Raw genomic sequence first — 24,889 nt, 5'->3', positions numbered from 1 at the left:
ACCCCTCGGCGCGCGCTCGCGTCGGTCCGCAAGTCCAACGTTGGGAGGATGGCGTGGAATGTCCGCGCTGTAGCTCTGACGTTCCCGAGGTGTCGCACTTCTGCCATCGCTGTGGCAACGACATGCAGTCCGGGGATGCTCAGCGCAAGAAGGCGTACGCGGCCAGACCGGATGAACCGGTGGCCTCGTTCAAACTCGTCTCCACGATCATGCCGCAGGGCGCCGGCCGGCAGCCGTACACCTACAAGGTCGCACTGGGCGTCGCCCTGCTGCTGACCGTGGTGACGGCCGCGCTGGGCGCTCTGCCGGTCGCGATCATGGTGGCCGCCTTCGCCATTCCGATCGTCTACATCCTCTACCTGTACGACGTGAACCTGTGGGAGGACGAGCCGGTACCGGTCGTCGCCGCTGCGTTCGTGCTGACCGGCGTCCTGGCCGCGGTGTTCACCTGGATCTGGTCGGACAAGATCGGCCTGAGCACGGACACGATCGGCAGCAACCCGGCCGGTCCGGCCGGACGTGACCTGCTGATCCTGATGCTGCTCGTCCCGGTCGTCTCGGAGCTGATCCGCCAGATCGGCCCGATCTACCTGGCCTCGCGGCCGCGGTACGACGATCTGATGGACGGGTTCACCTTCGGCGTCGTGGCGGGTGTGGGTTACGCCTGCTTCGAGACGCTGGTGCTGCACTGGGGCTGGATCAGCGGCGGATTCGCCGGTCCGGGCAGCAGCGCCGGCACCTGGATCTCCGTGGTCCTGCTGCAGGGCTTCGTGAAGCCGCTGATCTACGGTTCGGCGACGGGCCTCGCGGTCGCGGAGTTCTCCGGGCTCGGTGAGAAGTACGACGGGTTCACCCCGCGCTGGGCGGCCGGCCTGATCCAGGCGATGGTGGTGAACGCGCTCTTCCAGGGCGGCGTCTACCTGCTCGGCTTCGTCGGCGGGCACGGCTCCACGCTCGGCGCGATCCTCGGCGTGGTCTGGGGTCTGCTGCTGCTCGGCGCGTTGATCATTCTGGTCCGCACCGTGCTGCACAAGGGGCTGCTCGAGGCGGCCCTGGAGTCGGCCGCGCGCGGCGGCTCGAACCATGCCTCCGGCGAGCTGGCGTTCTGCTCGCGCTGCGAGATGCCGCTGCTGCCGAACTCGGACTTCTGTTCCGCGTGTGGCAACTCGGTCCGCTCCCTGCCGAAGTCCGAGCGCGGGGTGGCGATGCAAGGGAGTGCGCCGACCGCCGGCTTCGACGCAATCACTGGGGAGACGCAGGCATGAGCAACCAGCAACCGCCGTACGGACAGCCCGGACAGCCCGGACAGCCGCCGTACGGAGGCCAGCCGGGCTACGGCGGGCCGGGCCAGCCGCCATACCAAGGGCAGCCGCAGGGACCGCCGCAGGGTCAGCCAGGTCCTGGGCGGCCGCGACAGGCGCCGCCGGGCTACGGCCAGCCGGGCCAGCCGCCGTACCAGGGGCAGCCGCAGCAACCTCCTTACCAGGGACAGCCGCCGTACCAGCAGGGGCCGCCGCCGCAGCAGTACCCGGGCCAGCAGCAGTACCCCGGCCCGGGCTACCCGCAGCAGCAGGGTTACCCCGGCCAGCAGTACCCGGGGCAGCAGCAGTACGCCGGTCAGCCGCCGTACGGTGGGGGCACCCGCGGCAAGGGCGGCAACAAGATCCTCCTGCTCGCAGGTGGAGGTCTTGCCGCTGTGGCGGTCATCGGTGTCGTACTGGCCCTGGTGTTCGGCGGCGGTGAGGACGACAACGTCCAGCCGAACCCCGAACCGACCACCGCGCCGACGAGTCAGCCGACCGGCGAACCGACCACTGAACCCACCGGCGAACCGACAACGAACGTCGATGAGGGCATCGAGGTCGCCGAGGGCGTCTACGTGAAGCCGCAGCCGGGGTACCTGCGCAAGAGCCTGGACAAGTTCACCGGCGTCTACCTGCTCAAGCAGAGTGAGGCCTATTTCATGGTGAACGCGTTCAAGGCGAACCCGGACGAGACCACCACCACGGTGCTGCCGAAGCTGCTGGAGATCGAGAAGAAGGCCGTCACCTCGAGCACCTTCAAGGCGAACGAGCCGCGCGAGCTCAAGCCGGGTCCCGACGACAAGACCGACGTCAAGATCGTCACCACCCAGAGCTACGAGGCGTTGTCGACCAGCCAGAACGGCAGCATCCCGGTGATCGGGTTCGTCGGCGTGGTCGAGCGTAACGACGGCGTGATGACGATCATCCGGGTGTACGGCCGCAAGGACAAGGCAGCCAGCATCCAGAAGGACTCGACCGCGATGCTGCAGTCGGTCGTCAAGAGCCAGTGAGCGGCAAGCGGGACAAGGGCCCGGGCAACCCCTGGGTCCGCAAGACGGAGTCCGACGACGCGGAGGCGGAGGCAGCGGCTGCCGCCGCCGAGCCCGAGCTGCCGCCGTCCCCGTGGTCCCTGGAGGTTCCGCCGAAGCCCGCCTCGCCATGGTCCGACCCTGGTACTGCGGGCTCGGGTGCCGCCGGTACGACGGGTCCAGGCGCGGGCGGTCCGGTAGCGGGTGGCGCTCCTGGTGGTACCGGACCTGCCGGTGCCATCGCGGGGCTTGGAGGAGCACCCGCGCCCGGCGAGACCGGAGTACACGCTGGTTCGGGGCCTGCGCGGGAGACCAGTTCGCCGTGGGGCGAGAAGGTAGGTCCGCCGTCGTTGCGCCGGCCCGAGCCGGTGAAGAAGAAGCCGGCCGTCCCGACGCTGCTGATCCCGATCGTGGCCGGGATCGCCGTGGTGGCGCTGGTCGCGGTGGCGCTGGTCCTGCTGACCGGGGGAGACGACTCGGCGGATCCCACGCCGACGCCGACCGCCTCGGTGACCACGCCGCAGGCCTCGACGTACACGCCGCCGCCGAACGCGATCGCGGTCCAGTTCGGGGTGTCCGTGGTACCGGCCGACGGCTGGAGCGTGGTCGCGAAGGAGACCGTGGGCAAGCAGTTGGCGACGTACGCGCCGAACGGTGAGGCCCGGGCGTTCCTCTGGGTCCGGCAGAAGCAGAACGTCACGGCGAACGCCTACGTGCTCGGCATCATCGAGGGCGAGACCCAGAAGGACATCACAGCCCTGGGCGCCGTGCGGAGCCTGCCGTGCTCGAAGGACGTCCTGGTGGAGTGCGTCGCGCTCTCCTACACCTCCACGGACAAGGGCATCAAGATCCAGGGCTGGGCGGAGGCCTACCGGCGCAAGGACGGCATCGTCACCGCGCTGGACTTCCGGACCCGCTCCGACTACGCCCAGAAGGCCGAGGCCGATGTCGTCCCGATGAAGCAGTCGGTCGTCGACAGCCTGTGAAGTTGGTTCCACCCCGCCTACATCCCATGACACACCGCGAGGGGCGCTCATGAGTCAGCAGTACGGACCTCCGCAGCAACCGCCTGCCCAGGGTGGTTGGGGTCCCGGCCCGATGGGGCCGCCGCAGTTCCGGCCGGCGAAGTCCAGCCGTACCCAGTGGATCGTGATGGGCGGCGCTGTGATGGCCGTACTGCTGATCGCGGTCGGCGTGGTGCTCCTCGTCACAGGCGGTGGCGACGAGAAGCAGTCTCCGCCTGTCGCCGGGGACTCCGTCACGCCAGACCCGATCGGCACGCTCTACACCCCGCCGACGCCGACCAAGCCGGAGATCACCAAGGGCCGGTACGACACCGGGGTCGAGGTGGGGGGCGGCGTCTGGTTCACCCCGGCGGAGGGCTGGCAGCCTGGTACGGACAAGACCATGTCGGGCAAGTACTACCTGCTGCCGGACCCAGGGCGGCGCGGGTTCATCGACGGGTACTACTGGGTCCGCCAGACGCAGATGTACGACTCCGCCAAATCGTTCGCCGAGCACCTGGTCGACATCGAGTCCAACGCGCTGCAGGACGTCCGGATCAGCAAGGGCAACCCGGTGAAGTGCACGAACCCGGTGCTCAAGGCCTGCTACTGGCTCAGCTACTCCGCGAACGTGAAGAGCACCACCGGCAGGGTCATCCCGTTCCGGGGGTTCGTGTCGGCGTACCAGGACGGGTCCGGCACGATCACCGCGTCGGACGCCGGCCTGGAGGTCAGCGTCTACAAGCGGCGGGTGACGGAGCTGGTCTACATGAACCGGACCCTGGAAAAGAGCTTCTGACCAGCCCGTTCACCGCTAGCGAAGGGGCTGGGACGGGAAACTGTCTGCGGCGGGCCGTACGGTGGAGGGCATGAGACAGGTCACCGATCTCCAGCGTATGGTCGCCCCCCTCGAGGTGGTGTCCGACTTCGACCCGGCCGGCGACCAGCCGGCCGCCATCGCCGAGCTCGAGCGCCGGATCAACGCGGGCGAGCAGGACGTGGTGCTGCTGGGCGCGACCGGTACCGGTAAGACGGCGACGATCGCGTGGCTCGCGGAGAAGATCCAGCGGCCGATGCTGATCCTGCAGCCGAACAAGACGCTCGCCGCCCAGTTCGCGAACGAGCTGCGGCACTTCTTCCCCGAGAACGCGGTCGAGTACTTCGTCTCGTACTACGACTACTACCAGCCCGAGGCGTACGTCCCGCAGACGGACACCTACATCGAGAAGGACTCCTCGATCAACGAGGAGGTCGAGCGGCTCCGGCACTCCGCGACGTGGTCCCTGCTGACCCGGCGCGACGTGGTCGTGGTCGCCACCGTGTCCTGCATCTACGGCCTGGGCTCCGCCGACGAGTACCTGAACCGCATGATCCACGTGAAGGTCGGGGACGAGACCGACCGCGACGGTCTACTCCGCAAGCTGGTCGGCGTGCAGTATGCGCGCAACGACCTGGCCGGCACCCGCGGCACCTTCCGGGTCCGCGGCGACACGCTCGAGGTCTTCCCGGTGTACCAGGAGCTGGCTGTCCGGGTGGAGTTCTTCGGCGACGAGATCGAGCGGCTGATGACGCTGCACCCGCTGACCGGCGAGGTGCTGAGCGAGGAGGACGAGCTCTACATCGGTGCCGCGACGCACTACGTGACCGCGCCCGAGAAGATGGAGCGCGCGATCAACAGCATCGAGGCCGAGCTGGCGGAGCGGCTGGCCGAGCTGGAGCGTGGCGGACAGCTGCTGGAGGCACAGCGGCTGCGGATGCGGACGACGTACGACATCGAGATGATGCGCCAGATCGGCACCTGCTCCGGGATCGAGAACTACTCCCGGCACACCGATGGCCGCGAGGCCGGTACCGCGCCGCACTGTCTGCTCGACTACTTCCCGGAAGACTTCCTGCTGGTGATCGACGAGTCGCACGTCACCGTGCCGCAGATCGGCGGGATGTACGAGGGCGACATGTCCCGCAAGCGGACCCTGGTGGAGCACGGCTTCCGGCTGCCGTCGGCGATGGACAACCGGCCGCTGCGCTGGGAGGAGTTCCTCGAGCGGATCGGCCAGACCGTCTACCTGTCCGCGACCCCGGGGCAGTACGAGCAGGACAAGTCCGACGGGTTCGTCGAGCAGCTCATCCGGCCGACGGGTCTGATCGACCCCGAGGTGATCGTGAAGCCGACCAAGGGCCAGATCGACGACCTGATCCACGAGATCCGGCTCCGGGTCGAGAAGGACGAGCGGGTGCTGGTCACGACGCTGACCAAGAAGATGTCCGAGGACCTGACCGACTACCTGCTCGAGATGGGCATCCGGACCAGGTACCTGCACAGCGAGGTGGACACCCTGCGCCGGGTCGAGCTGCTCCGCGAGCTGCGGATGGGCGAGTACGACGTACTGGTCGGCATCAACCTGCTGCGAGAAGGTCTCGACCTGCCTGAGGTGTCGCTGGTCGCGATCCTCGACGCGGACAAGGAGGGCTTCCTGCGGTCCGGGCGGTCGCTGATCCAGACGATCGGCCGTGCGGCGCGAAACGTCTCGGGTGCCGTGTTCATGTATGCGGACAAGATCACCCCGTCGATGGAGATGGCGATCGACGAGACGAACCGCCGCCGCGCCAAGCAGGTCGCCTACAACACCGAGCACGGGGTGGACCCGCAGCCGCTGCGGAAGCGGATCGCGGACATCACCGACATGCTCGCCCGCGAGGACGCCGACACGGCCGAACTGCTGGGCAGCGGGCGGACCCAGAGCCGCGGCAAGGCTCCGGTGCCCGGTGCTGGCAAGGCGAAGGCGGGGGAGAAGGCCAAGGCGCTGGCCGGCGGTCTGCCATCGTCCGACCTGGCCGACCTGATCCAGCAACTCACCGACCAGATGCACAACGCGGCCGCCGAGCTCCAGTTCGAGGTCGCCGCCCGCTACCGCGACGAGATCTCCGAACTGAAGAAGGAACTCCGCCAAATGGTCAACGCCGGCGCCAAGTAGGTCCTGCACCAACTGACAACCGGTACTCGAGCCCCCACTGACCCATCGTCGGTGGGGGTTCGCTGTTTGACGCGAAGCTCAGCCATTGTCCGCGGTACGTGATAGGCATCGGGGGACGGAAGGGGAGGCTGATGCTGGATCACGTGTCGGTGCAGTGTGACGACCTGGCGGCGAGCAGGGCGTTCTACGAGCGGTTGCTGGCGCCACTGGGAGTCACGGTGGTGATGGACTACGGGGATGTGCTCGGGCTGGCCGGGCCGGACGGGATGCCGAGGTTCTGGCTCGGGAAGGCGCAGGGCGGGGTCCAGCGGGAGATCCACATCGCCTTCTCCGCTCCCGATCGGGCAACCGTCGACCAGGTCTACGCCGTGGCGCGGGAGCTGAACGCCGAGATCCTGCACGAACCACGCGTGTGGCCCGAGTACCACGAGACCTACTACGGCGTCTACGTCCGCGACCCCGACGGCAACAACGTCGAGGCCGTGAACCACAGGGATGCAGGGCAGGGGTAGGGGATGAGGCTGACGGCGGAGGAGTTGCTCGAGCACTGTCTTGGGAAGCCCGGTGCCTGGCAGGACGAGCCGTGGGAGGGGGACATCGTGGCGAAGGTAGGCGACAAGATCTTCGCGTTCCTCGGTGGGGGCGAGTCGGTCGGGATCAAATGCGGCAACAACCGCGAGGAGGCCGACGAGCTCGTCAAGACCTATCCCGAGGACGTCACGAAGAGTGCCTACATCGGGCGCTCGGGGTGGAACAGCGTGCGCCTCGGCGGCGCGGTGCCCGACGACGAGATCCTCGAGCTGGTGGACACGTCGTACCAGACCATCGTGGCGAAACTGCCGAAATCCAGACGCCCACCGGTTACAACCTGACTACGCGGACAGGTTATTCCCGTCGCAGGACGTGATCATCCCGACAGGCGGAATCGCCGTCCCCGATTTGGAGACTCGGACACCAACCAGCCAGAATGGGTCCTGTTGAAGGGGAGTATTCCTTTCGCGGCGGTATCGTCATCACGGTCAAGGGTTCTGTCCCCCGCGCCCGGTGCCGCCGGCCAGGCCCGACTGATCGAGCCAGGCGGAAGAGACCTTCGGAGTCCACTGTCGTCTGAGCTCCGGAGGTTCCTGTGCACGTTGCCGACTATGTCTGGTACATCACCGTCGGGTTGCTGCTGGCCCTGCTGGCCTTCGATGTGTTCATCATCGGACGCCGCCCGCACGAGCCCAGCACCAAGGAATCCGCTACCGCGATCGTCTTCTACGTATCGCTGGCGGTCATCTTCGGTCTCGGCGTGTGGGTGTTCTCCGGCGGGCAGTACGCGGGCGAGTTCTTCGCCGGCTGGCTCACGGAGTACAGCCTGAGTGTCGACAACCTCTTCATCTTCCTGATCATCATGGCCAGGTTCCAGGTGCCGAGGAAGTACCAGCAGACAGCCCTGCTGGTCGGCATCATCCTGGCGCTGTTCTTCCGCGGCATCTTCATCGCCGTCGGCGCGGCCGCGATCAACCAGTTCTCCTGGATCTTCTACCTGTTCGGCGCGTTCCTGGTCTACACCGCCGTCCACCTGGCCCGGCAGGGCGAGAACGACGACGAGGACTACAAGGAGAACGCGGTCATCCGGTTCGCCAAGCGCCGGCTGAAGGCCACCGACGAGTACAACGGCGTGAAGCTGACCGTGGTGCAGAACGGCAAGCGGCTCGTCACCCCGATGGCGATCGTGATCATCGCGCTCGGCACCACCGACCTGCTGTTCGCGCTCGACTCGATCCCGGCGATCTACGGCCTGACCCAGGAGCCCTTCCTGGTCTTCACCGCGAACGTGTTCGCCCTGATGGGTCTGCGCCAGCTGTACTTCCTGCTCGGCGACCTGCTGCGCCGACTGGTCTACCTGTCGCTCGGGCTGTCCGTGGTGCTCGCCTTCATCGGCGTGAAGCTGGTGCTGCACGCGATGCACGAGAACGAGTTGCCGTTCATCAACGGCGGCGAGCACATCAGCTGGGCGCCGGAGATCCCGATCTGGGTCTCGCTCGGCTTCATCATCATCACGCTCGGCATCACCACGATCCTGAGCCTGCGCAAGTCCCGCAGCATGCCGGCCCGGCCCGCCGACGACGAGTCGGACGAGGGTTCTGCGGACCCGAGCCCGGCGACCGAGCAGGTCTCGGCCACCGACTCCCACACGCTGGCCGCGCAGGCCGGCGGCGGCGAGCTCGACGAAGCCACCCGCGCCGAGATCGAAGGCATCCAAGAACCGGAGCAAACAAACTCCAAGAAGTCCTGACCACCTGAACACCATGCGCCCGGCCCCCTTCGGGGGACCGGGCGCTTGCTTTGTTGGAGAGCGGACGCCGCACCACGCCCGCCTGCTCGTGGTCGGCAGCCCGGCTGCGCCGGGTGCCGGTTCAGAGGCGGGCGGCGGTTACCAGGGTTTCTCGGCGCTCGGGGGGCAGGGGTTCGTTCTCCAGGCGTTTGCCGGTTTCGGAGGCGTGCAGCATGCCTTCGGCGGAGACGAAGCCGACGTGGTGGATCTTCTTGCCCGGGCGACCGAAGAAGTACAGGTCTCCCGGCTTGGCCTCGTCGACCGGGATCTGCTCCAGCGCGGCGGCCTGGTCGTGCGCGTCCCGCGGGATCCGCTGACCGAGCACCCGGCTCACCGCGTGGATCAGCCCCGAACAGTCCAGCCCGTACGTCGAGGTCCCACCCCACAGGTACTCGAGCCCCAGGAACAACGACCCCAACCGGATCCGGTCCTCGGCCGTTGCAGGCGACTCCACCGCACGCAGCGCGGAATCCGCCACCCACCCGAGCCCACCGTCCGGCAGCGCCACCCGGGTGAACCCGTCGGCCTGCTCGACAGACGCGAGCACGGTCGCGAACGACAGCTCGGCGACGTATCCCGAGCCGGGCTCGGCGAGCAGTTCGGTGGACGGCACGGTCACGGCGACCGGCGAGGTGGCGCTGCTCGGCAGCTCACCCAGGTGACTCGACGGCACCCAACCGGGATATCCGAGGTCGTCGGCGGAGGACGGCTGCCACGGCGCGAGGATCTCGGACCAGCCGTCGCGTTCGGAGCGGACCAGTACCGGCTCGGCGTACAGGAGTTGGGTCAGGGTTCGGCCGTGCAGGCCCAGGCGGGTCTCGGTGTCCATGGACTTGGCCCAGGCAGCCACATCGGGCTGGGCGGCGGTCGCAGGGGCATCGATGTCACGCGGCGCATCGGGTGAGGTCCACACGGTGCTGACCGGGACTTTGGCAGCAACTAGCTTCATGCGGTCAAGCCTGTCACGCCCAGTCCAGCGCCCGTAGGCAGGTGGATCGTCGAGCCTTCGTAGCGGATGCCGCCGGTCACAGGAGCCTCCTTCAGCCACCACGCCGCGTCCAGGTCGTTGACCGTCGTTGTCGGGTACGCCGAGACCAGGGCGGCGGCCGCTCCGACGCCGACGTGGCTCTCCATCATCGAGCCGACGATCGACCCGAGCCCGTGCTCGCGGGCCAGTTCCAGCAGGGTCCGGGCCGGGCCGAGTCCGCCGCACTTGGCGAGCTTGACGTTCACCAGGTCCGCCGCGCCGTGCCGGATCACCGCCACCAGGTCCCGGACGCCGTACACGGACTCGTCGGCGAGGATCGGCGTACTGACCCGGTCGGTGACCCAGGCCATGCCCTCCAGGTCGGGGGCCGGCAGCGGTTGTTCGACGAGTTCGATGTCGCAACCGGCATCCTCGAGCGCCCGGATCGCGCTGACGGCGTCGCGGCGGTTCCAGCCCTGGTTCGCGTCCAGGCGGAGCCGTGGTTCGGGCCCGATCGCCTCGCGGATCCGGCGGACGCGCTCGAAGTCGGCGGCCGCGTTGCCGGTGCCGACCTTGACCTTGAGTACGTCGAATCCGTCGGCGACCCGGGCCACCCCAGCGGCGGCGAGAGCCTCCGGATCCCCGGCGGACAGCGTCACGTCCGTCCGGACCACGCTGACCGTGGACCCGAGGAAACCGTGCAGGGTCTGACCCCGACGGCGCGCGGCCAGGTCGTGCAGGGCGACGTCCACCGCGGCCTTGGCGCCGAAGTTCGCCTGGACCGCACCCTGGACCCGGCGCAGCGCCTCGGTGAGGTCGTCCGGTCCGAGGTCGCCCAGCGCTGTCGTGAGCGGACCTTCGACGCAGGCCTGAGCGCCGGCGAGTGATTCGCCGGTCACCTTCCAGACCTGTGGGCATTCGCCCCAGCCGCTGACCGAGCCGTCGCTGATCTCGACCAGCAGCGAGTCGGCGTGCGTGGCCGTCCGCAAGGCGGTGACGAAGGGCGTGTGCAGCGGCGCCGAGACCAGGTGGGTGGTGATCTTCACTGCACAGCCTCCAGATCGTGCCGGTGGTCCCAGGCTTCCGCGGCGATGGCGGCGATCAGCTTCTGCGCGTCCTGGTCGGCCAGGTCCGAGGTCGTGCACACGACGAGCACGAAGGGCTCCGCGTCCGGCGGCCGGACAATGCCGCCGTCGTGCCGGATCCGCAGGTCCCACCCGTTCTTGTGTTCGACCCGAGTGCCCTCCGGTACTCCGGCCGGGATCTCGCCGTTCCAGGTGTTGCCGGCCAGCAGGTCGCGCACGTACTCACCCGAGGCGCTCTTGTCATTGCCCACCGCAACCAGTACCGCGGCCAGGTCCGCCGGGCTCATCAAGTTGCTGATCTTGGCCGCCTGGGCGCCGACGTCGTCGATACCGCGGCGGATCACGCTCGCGCCCGATCCGTACTCCGCCAGCACCGCGTTCGCCGCGTCCACGCCGGTGAGTTCGAGCACCAGGTCGGTCGCCAGGTTGCTGGACTTGGTGATCATCTCGGTGGCGAGCCAGCCGAGCGGCACCTGCTCGCCCAGCTTCGCCCAGGTCGCGGGCGCCTCGTCCTCGGCCGAGTTCACCCCGAACCGCCCATCGGCCGCGGACGCGAAGTCGTTGTGCACCGTCACCGGCTGATCGAGCGCGAGCTCAGCCGCCTCGACCTTGCGCATCATCGCCATCGCCACCGGCAACTTCATCGTGCTCGCCGAGTAGTGCGCCCGGTCGGCGTCATGTGTGAACACCGCGTGGCCGTCGAGCCCGCCCAGCCAGACGCCGAAATCGCCCCGCCCGCTGACGCCGGCGAGGAGGTCTGCAATTCCCATGATCGTTACTTTTCCACACCACCCACCCGAGTGCCGCAACGCCTTCACGCCTGTGGACAGTGCGACGCGGATCTTGCCGGGGCCTGGCAGACTTCCCGGCGTGTCCAGAACACTCGGTCTCCTCCTCGGCTTCGCTGCCGACCGGCTGCTGGGCGACCCGCGCCGGCTCCACCCGGTGGCCGGGTTCGGCCAGGTCGCCGCTCGCGCCGAGACCCGCCTGTACGACGACACCCGCGCGGCCGGTACGGCGTACACGGTGCTGCTGGTGGGGTCGGCGACAGCGGCCGGCGTGGTCGCCGAGCGGCTGACGCAGGGCAGGCCCGTCGCGCGGACGCTGCTGACGGCGGCTGCCACCTGGGCTGTGCTCGGCGGACGCAGCCTGGAGCGCGAGGCCGAGGTGATGGCCGGGTTCCTGGAGGAGAAGGATCTTCCTCAGGCGCGGGCGAGACTGGGACACCTCTGCAGCCGCGACGCCACCGACCTGGAAGCGGACGAGCTCGCCCGAGCGACGGTGGAGTCGGTGGCCGAGAACACCTCCGACGCGGCCGTGGCTCCGCTTCTGTGGGGCGGCCTGCTCGGCATCCCCGGGCTGATCGGTTACCGCGCGGCGAACACGCTGGACGCGATGGTTGGGTACAAGTCGGCGAAGTACCGGAACTTCGGCTGGGCCTCGGCTCGGTTCGACGACCTGGTCAACCTGCTGCCGGCTCGTGCGTGTGCGGTGCTCACCGGCGCGGTCTCGGGCCGGCCGCGGGAGGTCTGGCGGATCTGGCAGCGCGACGCCCCGAAACACCCGAGCCCGAACGCCGGACCGGTCGAGGCCGCCTTCGCGGGGGCGCTCGGCCTGCGCCTCGGCGGCACGAACACCTACGGCGACGAGGTGGAGGACCGCGGCACCCTGGGCGACGGAATCCCGCCGGCCGTGGCGGACATCCGGCGTACAGCCACACTTGCTAGGCGCGTCTCGTACGCCGCCGCCGCGACCGCCGCGATCCTGGCGTTGCGTCCGAAGAAGTGGCGACCCGTCTCAGCAGTTCTTCGGACGCAAGGAGAGGAACGGGTGTGCACCTGAGTCAGCGGCCGTTGCGGATCGCGTTGATCCGGCACGGCGAGTCCGAGGCGAACCTGGACAAGTCGATCTTCGAACGGGTGCCGGACCACGCGATCCCGCTCACCGAGCACGGCCGGGAGCAGTCGGCCGAAGCCGGGAAGGGACTCCGCGCGCTCTTCGAGAACGCGCCCCTCCGGGTCTACGTCTCGCCGTACAAGCGGGCCCTGCAGACGCTCGACGCGCTCGGCCTGGACGACCTGATCAGCCAGGTCCGAGAGGAACCGCGGCTGCGCGAGCAGGACTGGGCGAACTTCCAGGACACCAAGGACATCGAGGCGCAGAAAGCGCTGCGGGACCACTTCGGGCACTTCTTCTACCGGTTCACCATGGGGGAGTCCGGCGCGGACGTGTACGACCGGGTGTCGAGCTTTCTCGAGACGATGCACCGCGACTTCGAGACCCCTGACTCGCCGCGCAACGTGCTGCTGGTGTCGCACGGGCTGACCATGCGGCTGTTCTGCATGCGCTGGTTCCACTGGTCGGTGCAGTTCTTCGAGACCCTGCGCAACCCGGACAACGCCGAGACCCGGGTGCTGCTGCGCCAACCCGACTACCGTTACAAGCTGGACCGGCCGTTCGAGCACTGGACCGAGTACGAACCGACCCAACGGGAGCGATCCGCATGGTTGTAGAGCAGTCGCGCGAGGCGGCGCTGAAACTACTGGCGAGCCTCGACCCTGCGCAGCGGTCGAAGATCACCGCGCCTTTTGACACTCCCGACCACCAGGACTGGACGTACCTGCCGGGCGACCGGCCGGGACTGCAGTTGGCGGAGCTGTCAGCGGCGCAGGAGGCGCTTGCGATGCGCCTGCTCGAGCTCGCGTACAGCGAGCGTGCGCTGGTCGACGCGCGAGGTGTGATGGCGGCCGAGATCATCCTGCGTGGGCTCGACGACCCGCTGTCGGTCGCGGAGAGCGGCGGCTGGGCCGGGACCACGGTGGGGGAGCGCTTCTTCCTCCGGATCCTCGGCGACCCGGCGGGGATGGAACCGTGGGCCTGGCGACTCAACGGTCACCACATCGCGCTGCACCTGACATTCGTGGACGGCGCGATCTCGTTCACCCCGCAGTTCTTCGGCTCGAACCCCGCGATGGTGCTGTCCGGACCGCAGACCGGCCGGCGGTTCCTCGCCGCCGAGCAGGACCTCGGGTTCCAGTTGCTGCACGCGCTGGAGCCGGGCCAACTGGAGATCGCCCTCGTCTCGGCCGAGGCACCCCACGACATGCTCACCCGCCACGACCCGATCGCCGATCCGTCGCTGCTGCACCGCGGCCTTCCGTACGGCGAGCTGAACCCGGAGCAGCGGCAGATCTTCAGCCTGCTGCTCGGCCAGTACATCGGACGAGCGGCCGGGCCGATCGGCCTGCAGACCTGGCAAGACATCACCCAGCAGGGCATCGAACGACTCACCTTCGCCTGGGCCGGCGCAACCGAACCAGGAGCCGGTCACTACTACTCGATCGCCGGCCCCACCTTCCTGGCGGAGTACGACAACACCCAGGACGACGCCAACCACATCCACTCCGTCTGGCGAGACTTCCGCAACGACTGGGGAACCGACCTACTAGCAGCCCATTACGCGATGGGCCGCCACTAGCACGCCGACCCCGCGCAGACGGCACGCCTGCTCGCTCCTCCGTCGCTCCTCCCTACCCGCTCTCGCCCACCCGGGCGGTTGCGGTCTCGTTCGTCGCCCGCTCGATGATGGCGGGCTGGCTCGGCGTACGGGCAGCCGGCGCCCGGCCTCGACGACGTGCTGGTCGGGCAGCACTGCAGGTTGCCTTGTGGCGATTAGCCATCGGCGGGTGGCTGCGGGCTGAGGTCATCCGGTGGTCTCTGGCTGATCCGTCGGACCTGCGCAGATGCCCATCCGCTCATCCCGTACCGAGGGACAGGAAGTCCTCGCCGCAAGGTGGACCCAGCACGCGGCACACCCGCTCAGATCCTGGCGAACATTCCAGCACTACCTGTCGCTCCGTACACCAAACCCGGAACTCGCCCCACCCGGCCACCTCTCGCCGCGACAGGTGCGCCCTCGGCGCGTGAGCGCCGGGCTGGGTGTCCAGCGGACGGGCACCACTCAGCAATCTCGCCGGTAGGTCGCGGACTGTGTGTTGCCAGGCGGCGCGTCGGGGGTTCGGGCGTGCTTGGTGAGTGCCGGCGGTCCGGGCTACCCACCCACCAGGCATCACGGCGGGCGAATCAGGGGGTGGTCAGCGGATTCCTGATGGTCCGGGCTGCGGGTGCTCACTAGCGTTGGTGGCGGGTCGCCGACAGGCTGACGCGGACGAGGGGGCAACCGAACATGACGAGTGCCATTACCTACAGCGATTCCGGCCGGATCGATACGAGGTTGCGGATCTCGGCGCTGTGGGTCGCGATGCTGTTCGTCTTCGCGTACGTCGATCTGTTCTCGCTCTATCGACCGGATGTCCGGGCCGACCTCGAGGTGGAGAAGCTCTCGGCCTTCGACATCAACCAGACGTTCCTCTTCTCCACCACGCTCTACATCGTGATCCCGAGCCTGATGGTCTACCTGACGCTGGTCATGCGCCCACGCACGAATCGCGTCGCCAACATGATCGTTGCCGCAGGCTACGGTCTGACCGTCATCGGTAGCGCTGTCGGCGAGTGGAACTACTACATCCTCGGCAGCGCCATCGAGACGATCCTGCTCGCGCTCGTGATCCACCACGCGTGGACCTGGCCCAAGGCAACCACCCGGCCCTGACGTAGGGTCGGGTGGTCACCCCATCCAGTGCGCCAGAGTCAGCGGCGCTGGAGTTCGTGGTTGATCATCCAACTGGCTGCGGCGTGGCCGAGGCCGTTGCCGTCGGTCATGGCGCGGCGGAAGTGCAGGCCGAGCCAGATCCGGGCGTCCATGGTCTCGGCGTCGAGTGCCTTGGTGCTGTTGAAGTGCCGGGTCGTACCGGTCACCGTCGAGCTCACCACGAGATCCAAGGACCGCTTGCCGAACAGCTTCCCGAAGGTTTCGCTGGCCGCGCCGGTGGCACACGCGTGTCCGCTGACGTAGTCGGGATACGGCGGGGTCTGGACCAGCGACGCCCAAGCCGGATCAGGTTTGGTGGCCCGGTTGCCGTCGGTGTCGGCCAACCGGATCGCCGTGATCGGCCGCCAGAAGGCATAGTCGTACTTCGCCCGCCAGCAGGAGATCGCCGCATCGGCCGTACCGCCGCCAAGCAGGCCGAATGCCCGAGCGCTCCTGACGATGCCCCAGCCTCGCTTGGTCACCTGATCCTGTAGAGCCTGCTGGTACTGCAGGATCGCGTTGGCGTTCCAGAACAAGGCGGTCTCGGTCTGTGCGGGCGTCCGGGTGGAGCCGGTCAGCGCACCCTTCGCCTTGACCTCGGCGAAGTCCCGCGCGTAGGCCTTCGACTTCAGGCTGTCAGGTCCGTGCAGCTTGATCTGGGTGGGGGAGCGCAGCGCGAGCGGCTGGACGAACCCGAGCCACGGCACCAGCATCGGAGCGAAGGCGTCAGGTGTCGGTCGCCACACGCCCGGCGCGGGAACCGTGGTCAGGGTGATAGGAGCGTTCCTGCCGTCGCCTTGCCGCGCCCGGATCATCGTGGCGGCCGCCTGCTCGCCGACCTCCTTGCCGCGCTCCTTCGCGCTGCCGTCGGGGATCGCGGCGAGGGACAGCCGGTAGTCGGTCGCGAGGTTCGTCGCGGAGGCTGGGAAGTAGTACTTCAGCACCCGGTACGCCGCTGTCGCGGCCGCCGCTTCGGACGACGCCCGGCCGCGGACCTTGGGTTGGTGCAGATAGGGCTCGTAGCCACCCTCGATCGCGACCACCGCGTCGTACACGGCGAGCGAGACGAACCCGAAGTACAGGGTCGAGGACGGGAGGGGGGTGGCGTTCTCGGTGAAGATCGTCCGTGCGGCGATCGTGTTCCAGTGGGTGATGACCGCCGGACTGGACCGGGCGGTGGCGACCGACTGGCTCGAGGTGGCCGTCGCGGAGGTGGTGAGTGCAGGGGTGGCGAGGCCGGCTGTGACCAGGATGACCAGGAGTTTCCAGGCCTTGGAACGCATGGCTGTCTCCTTCAGTAGTAAGCCGGTGGCCTGTCCTGAAGAGACTTGTTTGCGAAGCCGGAGGGCGTCAGCAGTACAAACCTTCTCCTTCCGCCCTACACCCCCCTCCCGACCAGGTCAACGCCGGAACCCGCTTGAAACGCTGCGGTGGTGCGAGGCCCCCTGGGTCTGCAGTACGGCCGGAACTGGTCGGCTAGAGTCGCCTCTGTCATCGACGGCTGTGCAGGAACCCGGTGTGAGTCCGGGACGGTCCCGCCACTGTGACCACGCTTGCGTGGGAGTCAGGAACTGCCGCCGTCGTACCTGCCACCTGGGGCGTGGACACCCCGAGGAAGGACCGGTCGCGCGTGCCCGCGAACCTTTTGCTGCTCTCCACCGCCGATACCGATCTGCTCGCCGCGTCACAGGCGGCGGCCGGCTGGAAGGTCGCCAACCCGGCCCGGGTCGACCTGGCGGAGATCCCCACCCTGATCGACGGTGTCGAGGTCGTAGTGGTCCGCCTGCTCGGTGGTCGCCGCGCCTGGGAGGAGGGCCTCGACGCTGTCATCTCCTCGGGTCTCCCGGTGGTGGTGCTCAGTGGTGAGGCAGCCCCCGACGCCGAACTGATGTCGCTGTCGACGGTGCCCGCCGGCGCTGTCACGGAGGCGCTCGCCTATCTCCGCGAGGGCGGCTCCGAGAACCTGGCGAACCTCGCCGGCTTCCTGCGGGACACCCTGCTGTTGACCGGTGACGAATTCGACCCGCCGCGCGCGTTGCCGACGTACGGGGTGCGGGCGGGGCGGGCGTTCAGCCGTGACGAGCGGCCGGTGGTCGGGATCGTCTACTACCGGGCGCACGAGATCTCCGGCAATACCGCCTTCGTCGACGCACTGGCCGATGCCGTTGACGCCGCCGGCGCTCAGGCCCTGCCCGTGTACTGCGGGACGCTGCGTGGGCTGGATCCGTCGAGCGCCGAGAACGCCGAGTTGTTCGGCCTGCTCCGCGAGTGCGACGTGCTCGTCACCACCTTGCTCGCGGCGGGTGGCACAGTCGCGGCGGATGCCAGTGCGGGTGGTGACGACTCGTGGGACGCCGGTGCGCTGGCGTCGCTGGATGTCCCGCTGATCCAAGGGCTCGCGTTGACGTCGACGCGGGAGCAGTGGCTGGAGAGCGATGCTGCGATCAGTCCACTGGACGCCGCGACGCAGGTCGCCATCCCGGAGTTCGACGGGCGCCTGATCACGATTCCATTCTCGTTCAAGGCGTACGACGCCGAGGGGATCGCCAGCTACGCGCCGGATCTCGAGCGGTGCATTCGGCTGGCCGGGATCGCGGTCGCTCAGGCGAGACTGCGGCACGTCGAGCCCGCGGACAAGAAGCTCGCGCTGGTGCTGTCGTCGTACCCCACCAAGCACGCGCGGATCGGCAATGCGGTCGGGCTGGACACGCCGGCCTCGGCGGTCGTGCTGCTCGGTCAGTTGAAGGACGCCGGGTACGACCTCGGTGACCTGGACCTGGAATCGCTGCAGGGAGCGGACGGTGCCGACGGGTTGATCCACCGGCTGATCGCGGCCGGCGGGCACGACGTGGACTGGCTGACCGACGAGCAACTCGCGAACGCGGTGGCGAAGATCCCGCTCCCGACGTACGCGCGCTGGTTCCGCCGGACGCCGGAAACGTTGCAGGCGGCAATGATCGAGGCCTGGGGCGAGGCGCCGGGAACCCTGTACGTGGACCAGTCCGGGCCGGAGCCGGCGATCGCGCTGGCCGCCCTGCGGTTCGGCAACGTGGTCTTGATGATCCAGCCGCCCCGGGGCTTCGGTGAGAACCCGGTCGCGATCTACCACGACCCGGACATGGCGCCGTCGCATCACTACCTCGCGGCGTACCGGTGGCTGGAGGCCTCGGAGGCCGACGGCGGGTTCGGGGCGCACGCGGTCGTGCACCTGGGCAAGCACGGGACGCTGGAGTGGCTGCCGGGCAAGGGCATCGGGATGGCGGCGGACTGCGCGCCGGACGCGGTACTGGGGAACCTGCCGCTGGTCTACCCGTTCATCGTCAACGACCCGGGTGAAGGTACCCAGGCCAAGCGCCGCGGGCATGCCGTGATCATCGACCACCTGGTCCCGCCGATGGCCCGGGCCGAGACGTACGGCGACATGGCGAAGCTCGAGTACCTCCTGGACGAGTACGCCACCGTCTCCGCACTCGACCCGGACAAGGTGCCGACGCTGCGGGCGCAGATCTGGACGTTGATCCAGGCGGCCCAGTTGCACCACGACCTGCACACCTCGGAGAAGCCGGAGGACGAGGAGTTCGACGAGTTCGTCCTCCACCTCGACGGATACCTGTGCGAGATCAAGGACGTGCAGATCCGCGACGGGCTGCACATCCTCGGTGGCGGTCCGGTCGGCGAGGCCCGCGTCAACCTCGTGCTCGCGGTACTGCGCGCGCAGCAGATGTGGGGCGGCAGGTCCGGCGCGGTGCAGGGTCTGCGGGCCGCGCTGGGGGAGACCTTCGGCGTGAACGAGGCCGCGATGCTCGCCGATCCCGGCAGGGCCGTTCCGGAGTTGGCCGACCTCGCGACACTGGCGGATCTGCCGGCGGTGAGTGGTGCCGACGGCGTCGACCTGCTGGAGGCCGTGGCGCGCAAGCTCGTCCTCGGTATGGAGACGCTGAGCTGGGACGTCGCGAAGGTCCCGGTCGTCGTCACCGAGGTGCTCGGCCGGTCGTCGGCCGGGGTCGAGGCCTCGCTGACGTTCGCCTGCGACGAGGTCGTGCCGCGACTCGGCCGCACCGGCGACGAGTTGACGAACGTACTGCGGGCTCTGGACGGGCGGTTCGTCGAGGCCGGGCCGTCGGGCTCGCCGACGCGTGGTCTGGTGAACGTCCTGCCGACCGGGCGGAACTTCTACGCCGTCGACCCGAAGGCGATCCCGAGCCGCAACGCGTGGGACGTCGGGGTCGCGCTGGCTGACTCGCTGCTGGCCCGGCACAAGACGGAGACAGGGGAGTGGCCGCGGTCCGTCGGTCTCACCATCTGGGGTACCTCCGCGATGCGAACGCAGGGCGACGACCTGGCCGAGGTGCTCTGGCTGCTCGGTTGCCGACCGGTCTGGGACGAGGCCTCGCGCCGGGTGAAGGGCTTCGAGGTCGTACCGCTGGACGAGCTCGGCCGGCCGCGGGTGGACGTGACGATCCGGATCTCCGGGTTCTTCCGGGACGCCTTCCCGCATGTGGTCTCGCTGCTCGACGAGGCGGTTCGCACGGTGGCCGCGCTGGACGAGGACGAGTCTGCCAACTACCTGCGCGCCCACGTCCAGGCTGACGTTGCTGAGGGCAATGACCTGCGCTCGTCGACGGCCCGGGTCTTCGGCTCGAAGCCCGGCTCGTACGGCGCCGGCCTGCTGCCGCTGGTGGACGCGCGGAACTGGCGCACGGACGCCGAGCTCGCCGAGGTGTACGCCGTCTGGGGCGGTTACGCGTACGGCAAGGACCTCGACGGCGCGGAGGCCCGGCCGTCGATGGAGCGCGCCTACGCCCGGATCCAGGTGGCGGCGAAGAACGCGGACACCCGCGAGCACGACATCATGGACTCCGACGACTACTTCCAGTACCACGGCGGCATGGTCGCGATGGTTCGGCACCTGACCGGGTCCAACCCGAAGGCCTACATCGGCGACTCCGCGGTACCGGCGCAGGTGAAGACCCGGACGCTGGAGGAGGAGACCAAGCGCGTCTTCCGGGCCCGGGTGGTGAACCCGCGCTGGATGTCCGCGATGCAGCGGCACGGCTACAAGGGCGCGTTCGAGATGGCGGCGACGGTCGACTACCTCTTCGGGTACGACGCGACCGCCGGCGTGGTGGACGACTGGATGTACGAGACGCTCACCACGGAGTACGTCGCGAACCCGGAGATCGCGGAGTTCTTCCGCAAGTCCAACCCCTGGGCCCGGCACGGGATCGCCGAGCGCCTGCTGGAGGCAGCGCAACGCGGCTTGTGGGCAGAACCTTCGGAGGAAGCGCTGGAGACCCTGCGGACGGCCGTCCTGGAAACAGAAGGTGACATCGAGGATCGCGGCTGAGACAACCCGGGCAACGGGTTTCCCGGATGTGATTGGGTGTCGGTATGGCGTCCGAGCGGCTGAGAGTCCTGATCACCAACGACGACGGCTACCAGGCGGCGGGGATCCGGGCGCTCGCGCCGGCGATCGCCAGGCTCGGCCATGACGTGGTCGTGGTCGCGCCGCTGGACGACCAGAGCGGGGTCGGTTCGGCCCGCGCCGGGATGGTCGGCCGTCCGATCAAGACCGTGCGCGAGGACGACGACGGGATCACCTACATCGGCATCGCGGGGACTCCCGCGCTGGCGGTGACACTGGCGCGGGTCGGGGCTTTCGGCGCCTCACCGGACGTGGTCGTCTCGGGGATCAACCGCGGCCACAACATCGGCGTACCGATCCTGCACTCGGGCACGGTCGCCGCAGCGCTCACCGGAGCGACGCAGGGGATGTCGGGGGTCGCGGTGAGCATCGAGGGCGAGCGCCCGGAGTACTTCGGTACGGCGGGCACCGTGGCGGCCGAGGCGCTGAGTTGGCTCGTCGAACAGCCTTCAGGGACAGTCATAACCATCAACGTCCCGGACCGCCCGCTGGACGAACTCAAGGGTGTCCAGCAAGCCCGGCTCGCGCCGATCGACCGCTCCAAGATCGCCGGCACAACCGCGGAGACGGGCGAGCCGATGATCATCCTGCAGCCCCCATCCGCTGCCCCGGAACCCGACACCGATGAGGCCCTGCTGGCCGCCGGCTACGTCACGGTCACCCAGATCCTCGGCATCCGCGAAGTCCCCACCGACACCTCCGCCGACTACCTCACAGACCGCCTCACCACCAACTGACCCCGCCGCCACCCACCTCAGGCTCACTGATCCGGCAGTCGCCGCTCGGCGAGAGCGGCGGCTGCCACCCGGCTCGTGGTGCCGGTCTTCCGAAGGATGTGCGTGACATGGACGCTGACCGTCTTGTCACTGATGAAGAGCTCCTTCGCGATCTCGCTGTTGGAACGGCCGGCCACGAGGAAGGCCAGTACTTCGCGCTCGCGGTCGGTGAGTGCCGCCAGCCGAGGGTCGTGGGGTGTCGGCGCGACCGGGGTCGGCGTACTCAGGTCGATCTTCGACCGCCGGGCCAGTGATTCGATCTCGACCTGTAATGGCCCGGCGCCGAGCTCGTCTGCGCACTGATGAGCCTGACGCAACAGGTCGCGCGCCTTCGACGGGGTCCAGCCGCTGGTCAGCCCTGCCTCGGCGCATCGCCACTGGGCGACCGCCTGATGCCAGCGACTCCCCGCGGCACCGCACGCTTCCACGGCCCGGCGCCAACGCTCGGGTTGATCCGGAGCATCCCGGCAGCGGCTTGTCTCAGCCGCCAGGAGCGACTGACTCATCGCCTGGACGTCCACACCACCCATGGCGTCGGCGAAAGGCTCCCGCGACCATTCACCGATGACGCTGTCGACCGCCTCCGCCGCCGCTGCCACGCCGGCAAGATCACCGCTGTCCCGGGCGAAGCGGGCTGCCTCGGCCGCCGCCTGGGCATACACCGGAAGGACTTCGTCGTCCCAGGGATCGGGAGGCTGATCCTGAGCTTTCAGACGTGGGACTGCCCAGATCAGGGCGTCCGCGGCGCTGCCTTCCGCGATCATCAGCTCGATGCCGGCGCTGGTCACGACCGGGCGGAGCGGGTTGAAGTCGTCGGAGATCAGCTCCAATGCCCGATCGAAATGCTGCCGTGCCTCATCGGTCCGCCCTGACCTCACGGCCAGCACGCTTGCAGCCAGCCGGACACCCGCTCCCGGAATCCCAGCCGATCGTCCCGCCAACGCAGACCGCAGCAGTGCCCGGCACTCGTCCCAGCGGCCGAGGCTGATCAACTCCTCGGCGGCCTCGAAGGCGAGGAAGTATGCCCACGCGCCTGCGCCAGCGGCGACGGCGCCGAAGTAGGCCGCGCGGGTGACCTCGGCTGCGTCGACTCCCCGGCCGAGCGCGTGCAGGGCATTGAAACGGTAGATGGCGGCGTCGGTGGCGGTGTCGATGTCTCCACACGACATCGCCAACTGCACCGACAGGTCCGAGTCGGCGAGCGAAGCCAGCGGCGCGGAAGAATCCCTCGCCGCCGCCCGTGAGCAGAGCGCCCGCCCAAGGGCCTGCGCCGAGCCCGACATGCGCGCGATCCGGACGGCTTCCTCCGCGTGGACAGAGTCGTCTGGCATGCCGTGCAGTGTCTCGAGCTCAGCAAGTTCGGCGAACGCGACGGCGCGCTCCGCGCTCTCGGGGAGGTCCGTCGTGAGCTCGATCGCCTCGAGGACCTCTTCCAAGTCTGCCATCCCGGGCGAGGTCGATTGCCAGCGGGAGCCAGCCATGGTGACGAGTAGATCGCAGGCCAGCAATCGCTGCTGCTCCCTGTCCACCAGACTCAACGCGTCCGTGAGGAGCGTCGTCGCCACCTCTGGCCAGCCGGCTCGGAGGCAGACCGAGCTCGTCCGCCGCAACAGGCCTATCCTTTCGTCTCGCGCTCCGTGCATGGTCGGTGACACCGACTCCCAGAGAGCACACGCCCGGCGTAACTGGATCGCCTCCTCGGCCGGCGCCCGCAGACGCGCCGCCTGATCGGCTGCCGTCAGGGACCACCGGTACGTCGCGTCGATGTTCCCGGCTCCTTCGTTGTGGACGGCCAGGTCGGCTGCCAGCGCTGTCGTGACGCCGGCGGGCAACGATTCGAGCACGCGGACATAGCCGGCATGCAACTCGGCGGCGTGGAAGGGTGGCAGGCCGTCGTACAGGACCTCGGCCAGCAGCGGGTGCCGGAACCAGAAGGTTCCGGCGTCCGCGGTCTCCACCACACCCTGGTCCTGAGCTTCCAAGAGACACGGGACGATCAGGTTCGCATCGAGTCCGTGGCCGGCTGCGACCTCGGTCAGCACGGCCGATGAGGTCGGTCGCCCACCGGCCGCAAGGATTCTGGTGACCAATCGGGTCTGGTCCGACAAGCTGTGCCAGGTGGCAAGCAAAGCCTCGCGGAGCACGGCGGGGACAGTCGTGGGAAGGGTGTTCTCAGCGCCGGACAGACCGCTGACCATGAGCTCGACGAGGTAGGGGTTGCCGTCCGACCTGGCCAGGACCCGGGAGGCGAGTTCGATGTCGGGCGCCCGGCCGAGCAGTCCTTCGATCTGGCTGCTGGTGGCGTCCAGATCCAGCGGATCCAACCGAATCTCGCCGAAGAAGGGCATCCGGCGCATGTCGGCCAGCCAGGAATGGAGAGGATGCCCCTCGCCTCGTTCTTCCGTCCTGCAGGTGGCAATGAGTACCAGCCGTTGGGCCCGGAAACCGGCGATCAGGTAGGCCATCACGTCCAGCGAGGCGACGTCGGCCCATTGCAGATCGTCGACGACCACCGCCGTGGGCCGTCGTGCCGCGATCCGGTTGAGAACGAGATCGACGAGCACCGGCAGTCTCGTGGTGTCGATGCCCGCGCTGGTGCCGAGTGAGGGCAGCAGGGTGCTCAGCCCGTCGGTCCCGGCGAGGATTTCGGCCCGTTCGTCCGCATCCGCGCGGCTCAGCCAATCCTGCAAGGCCCCGGTGATCGGTGCGAAGGGAACCGAGGCGCCACCGAAGTGCACACACGATCCCCAGAGCACGTTCAGCTGTGAAGCTCTGCAGATCTCCCGGGCCAGGCGGGTCTTGCCGATGCCGGCTTCGCCATGGATGACGATCGCCCGTGGGACGCCGGCCACGGCATCCAGCAGCGCATCGCCGAGGAGCTGTTGTTCGGCAGCGCGTCCGGCGAACCGATGATCGGGCCGCAGAGGCCTCATGTGTACTCAGTGAACACCCTGACGAATGCGGACGGGAGGCCCCGACCTCACCGGGCCGGCGTGCCGACGGACGGGTAGTGGTCGCGGTCTGCCCCACGGATCCGCGCGTCAAACCCGACCACAGCTCAGTGCGGGCCGGACTGTTACCCGTTCCTTCGGTACGCCGACGTAACGCGGCAGTCTGGGATGGCCAGGTCGAAGTGGTGGTTGCCACGTGACCGGGTGCCTTCTGGCGCGACCCGATGTGCCATGATCGGGCGGACGGTTGTGGAGGAACACCGGTGACCGGCTGAGGCCGGGAGTCCGGGGCGGTCCCGCCACTGTGACCGGGGAACTTCCCGGGAGCCAGGACATCCGCGTCCGTCCGCCGGTCGCTCACCGCATTCCGGCGTACCAGCTGCCGAAGCGGGCGTGGACACCC

General features: G+C 68.8%; 19 protein-coding genes and 2 riboswitches. Of the genes, 14 read left to right on the top strand and 5 right to left on the bottom strand.

Going from position 1 to position 24,889, the window contains the following annotated elements; translation table 11 throughout:
- Window positions 1-89: 89 nt before the first annotated feature.
- The 8 genes from EV644_RS05615 to EV644_RS05580 all read left to right on the top strand — a co-directional run bounded on the left by EV644_RS05615 (window position 90) and on the right by EV644_RS05580 (window position 8,592).
- The gene (locus EV644_RS05615; protein ID WP_241998037.1) at window positions 90-1,265 is read left to right on the top strand and encodes a PrsW family glutamic-type intramembrane protease; all 1,176 of its coding nucleotides are present in this window, start codon (window positions 90-92) and stop codon (window positions 1,263-1,265) included.
- A complete protein-coding gene (locus EV644_RS05610; protein WP_132188230.1) occupies window positions 1,262-2,314 on the top strand; it encodes a hypothetical protein in 1,053 nt (350 codons plus the stop codon). Before EV644_RS05615 ends, EV644_RS05610 begins: the two co-directional genes overlap by 4 nt.
- Window positions 2,311-3,318, top strand: a complete 1,008-nt coding sequence (locus EV644_RS05605; protein WP_132188231.1) for a hypothetical protein — start codon at window positions 2,311-2,313, stop codon at window positions 3,316-3,318. Before EV644_RS05610 ends, EV644_RS05605 begins: the two co-directional genes overlap by 4 nt.
- A gap of 49 nt (window positions 3,319-3,367) precedes the next feature.
- Window positions 3,368-4,135 carry a hypothetical protein gene (locus EV644_RS05600; protein ID WP_132188232.1) on the top strand — a complete coding sequence of 256 codons (768 nt, stop codon included), beginning with the start codon at window positions 3,368-3,370 and terminating at the stop codon, window positions 4,133-4,135.
- Between the two features lie 70 nt (window positions 4,136-4,205).
- Window positions 4,206-6,311 carry an excinuclease ABC subunit UvrB gene (uvrB, locus tag EV644_RS05595; protein WP_132188233.1) on the top strand — a complete coding sequence of 702 codons (2,106 nt, stop codon included), beginning with the start codon at window positions 4,206-4,208 and terminating at the stop codon, window positions 6,309-6,311.
- A gap of 131 nt (window positions 6,312-6,442) precedes the next feature.
- Window positions 6,443-6,823 carry a VOC family protein gene (locus EV644_RS05590; RefSeq protein ID WP_132188234.1) on the top strand — a complete coding sequence of 127 codons (381 nt, stop codon included), beginning with the start codon at window positions 6,443-6,445 and terminating at the stop codon, window positions 6,821-6,823.
- 3 nt (window positions 6,824-6,826) lie between these two features.
- Window positions 6,827-7,183 carry an MmcQ/YjbR family DNA-binding protein gene (locus tag EV644_RS05585; protein WP_199239665.1) on the top strand — a complete coding sequence of 119 codons (357 nt, stop codon included), beginning with the start codon at window positions 6,827-6,829 and terminating at the stop codon, window positions 7,181-7,183.
- A 254-nt stretch (window positions 7,184-7,437) separates the two neighbouring features.
- Window positions 7,438-8,592 carry a TerC family protein gene (locus tag EV644_RS05580; RefSeq protein WP_132188235.1) on the top strand — a complete coding sequence of 385 codons (1,155 nt, stop codon included), beginning with the start codon at window positions 7,438-7,440 and terminating at the stop codon, window positions 8,590-8,592.
- A gap of 121 nt (window positions 8,593-8,713) precedes the next feature.
- On the opposite strand, the gene EV644_RS05575 is transcribed toward EV644_RS05580, so the two are convergent.
- The 3 genes from EV644_RS05575 to EV644_RS05565 are packed head-to-tail and all read right to left on the bottom strand — an operon-like array spanning window position 8,714 to window position 11,453.
- Window positions 8,714-9,580, bottom strand: coding sequence for a C40 family peptidase (locus tag EV644_RS05575; protein ID WP_132188236.1), 867 nt, complete (start codon window positions 9,578-9,580; stop codon window positions 8,714-8,716).
- Entirely contained in the window at window positions 9,577-10,644 is a 1,068-nt protein-coding gene (locus tag EV644_RS05570) for a mandelate racemase/muconate lactonizing enzyme family protein (RefSeq protein WP_132188237.1), read from the bottom strand. The genes EV644_RS05575 and EV644_RS05570 overlap by 4 nt, the downstream gene beginning before the upstream one ends.
- Window positions 10,641-11,453: a serine hydrolase gene (locus EV644_RS05565; RefSeq protein WP_132188238.1), complete on the bottom strand. Its 813-nt coding sequence runs from the start codon at window positions 11,451-11,453 to the stop codon at window positions 10,641-10,643. Before EV644_RS05565 ends, EV644_RS05570 begins: the two co-directional genes overlap by 4 nt.
- Before the next feature lie 100 nt (window positions 11,454-11,553).
- Between EV644_RS05565 and EV644_RS05560 the strand changes: the two genes are divergently transcribed.
- From EV644_RS05560 to EV644_RS05545, 4 genes are all read left to right on the top strand, one after another.
- Window positions 11,554-12,525 (top strand): cobalamin biosynthesis protein, encoded by a 972-nt coding sequence (locus tag EV644_RS05560; protein WP_241998038.1) that lies wholly within the window; start codon window positions 11,554-11,556, stop codon window positions 12,523-12,525.
- The gene (locus tag EV644_RS05555) at window positions 12,516-13,196 is read left to right on the top strand and encodes a histidine phosphatase family protein (protein ID WP_132188240.1); all 681 of its coding nucleotides are present in this window, start codon (window positions 12,516-12,518) and stop codon (window positions 13,194-13,196) included. The genes EV644_RS05560 and EV644_RS05555 overlap by 10 nt, the downstream gene beginning before the upstream one ends.
- Entirely contained in the window at window positions 13,187-14,161 is a 975-nt protein-coding gene (locus EV644_RS05550; RefSeq protein ID WP_132188241.1) for a DUF3500 domain-containing protein, read from the top strand. The genes EV644_RS05555 and EV644_RS05550 overlap by 10 nt, the downstream gene beginning before the upstream one ends.
- A gap of 708 nt (window positions 14,162-14,869) precedes the next feature.
- Window positions 14,870-15,295, top strand: a complete 426-nt coding sequence (locus EV644_RS05545) for a DUF6326 family protein (RefSeq protein ID WP_132188242.1) — start codon at window positions 14,870-14,872, stop codon at window positions 15,293-15,295.
- Window positions 15,296-15,333: 38 nt separating this feature from the next.
- Here the strand turns inward: EV644_RS05545 and EV644_RS05540 are convergent, their stop codons facing one another.
- Window positions 15,334-16,617 (bottom strand): vanadium-dependent haloperoxidase, encoded by a 1,284-nt coding sequence (locus tag EV644_RS05540; protein ID WP_132188243.1) that lies wholly within the window; start codon window positions 16,615-16,617, stop codon window positions 15,334-15,336.
- 198 nt (window positions 16,618-16,815) lie between these two features.
- Window positions 16,816-16,927, top strand: a riboswitch (cobalamin riboswitch).
- A 37-nt stretch (window positions 16,928-16,964) separates the two neighbouring features.
- Here EV644_RS05540 and cobN point away from each other — a divergent pair.
- Window positions 16,965-20,681: a cobaltochelatase subunit CobN gene (cobN, locus tag EV644_RS05535; protein WP_241998039.1), complete on the top strand. Its 3,717-nt coding sequence runs from the start codon at window positions 16,965-16,967 to the stop codon at window positions 20,679-20,681.
- Window positions 20,682-20,725: 44 nt separating this feature from the next.
- Window positions 20,726-21,496: a 5'/3'-nucleotidase SurE gene (gene surE / locus EV644_RS05530; RefSeq protein WP_132188244.1), complete on the top strand. Its 771-nt coding sequence runs from the start codon at window positions 20,726-20,728 to the stop codon at window positions 21,494-21,496.
- Window positions 21,497-21,519: 23 nt separating this feature from the next.
- On the opposite strand, the gene EV644_RS47465 is transcribed toward surE, so the two are convergent.
- On the bottom strand, window positions 21,520-24,468 hold the full coding sequence (locus tag EV644_RS47465) for a helix-turn-helix transcriptional regulator (protein WP_132188245.1): 2,949 nt from the start codon (window positions 24,466-24,468) through the stop codon (window positions 21,520-21,522).
- A gap of 248 nt (window positions 24,469-24,716) precedes the next feature.
- A riboswitch (cobalamin riboswitch) is annotated at window positions 24,717-24,844 on the top strand.
- Window positions 24,845-24,889: the final 45 nt, after the last annotated feature.

Source organism: Kribbella orskensis, from assembly GCF_004342085.1.
Taxonomy (GTDB): Bacteria; Actinomycetota; Actinomycetes; order Propionibacteriales; family Kribbellaceae; genus Kribbella; species Kribbella orskensis.
The sequence above is the reverse complement of the archived record's forward strand: the minus strand, read 5'-3'. Positions and strand labels throughout refer to the sequence as shown.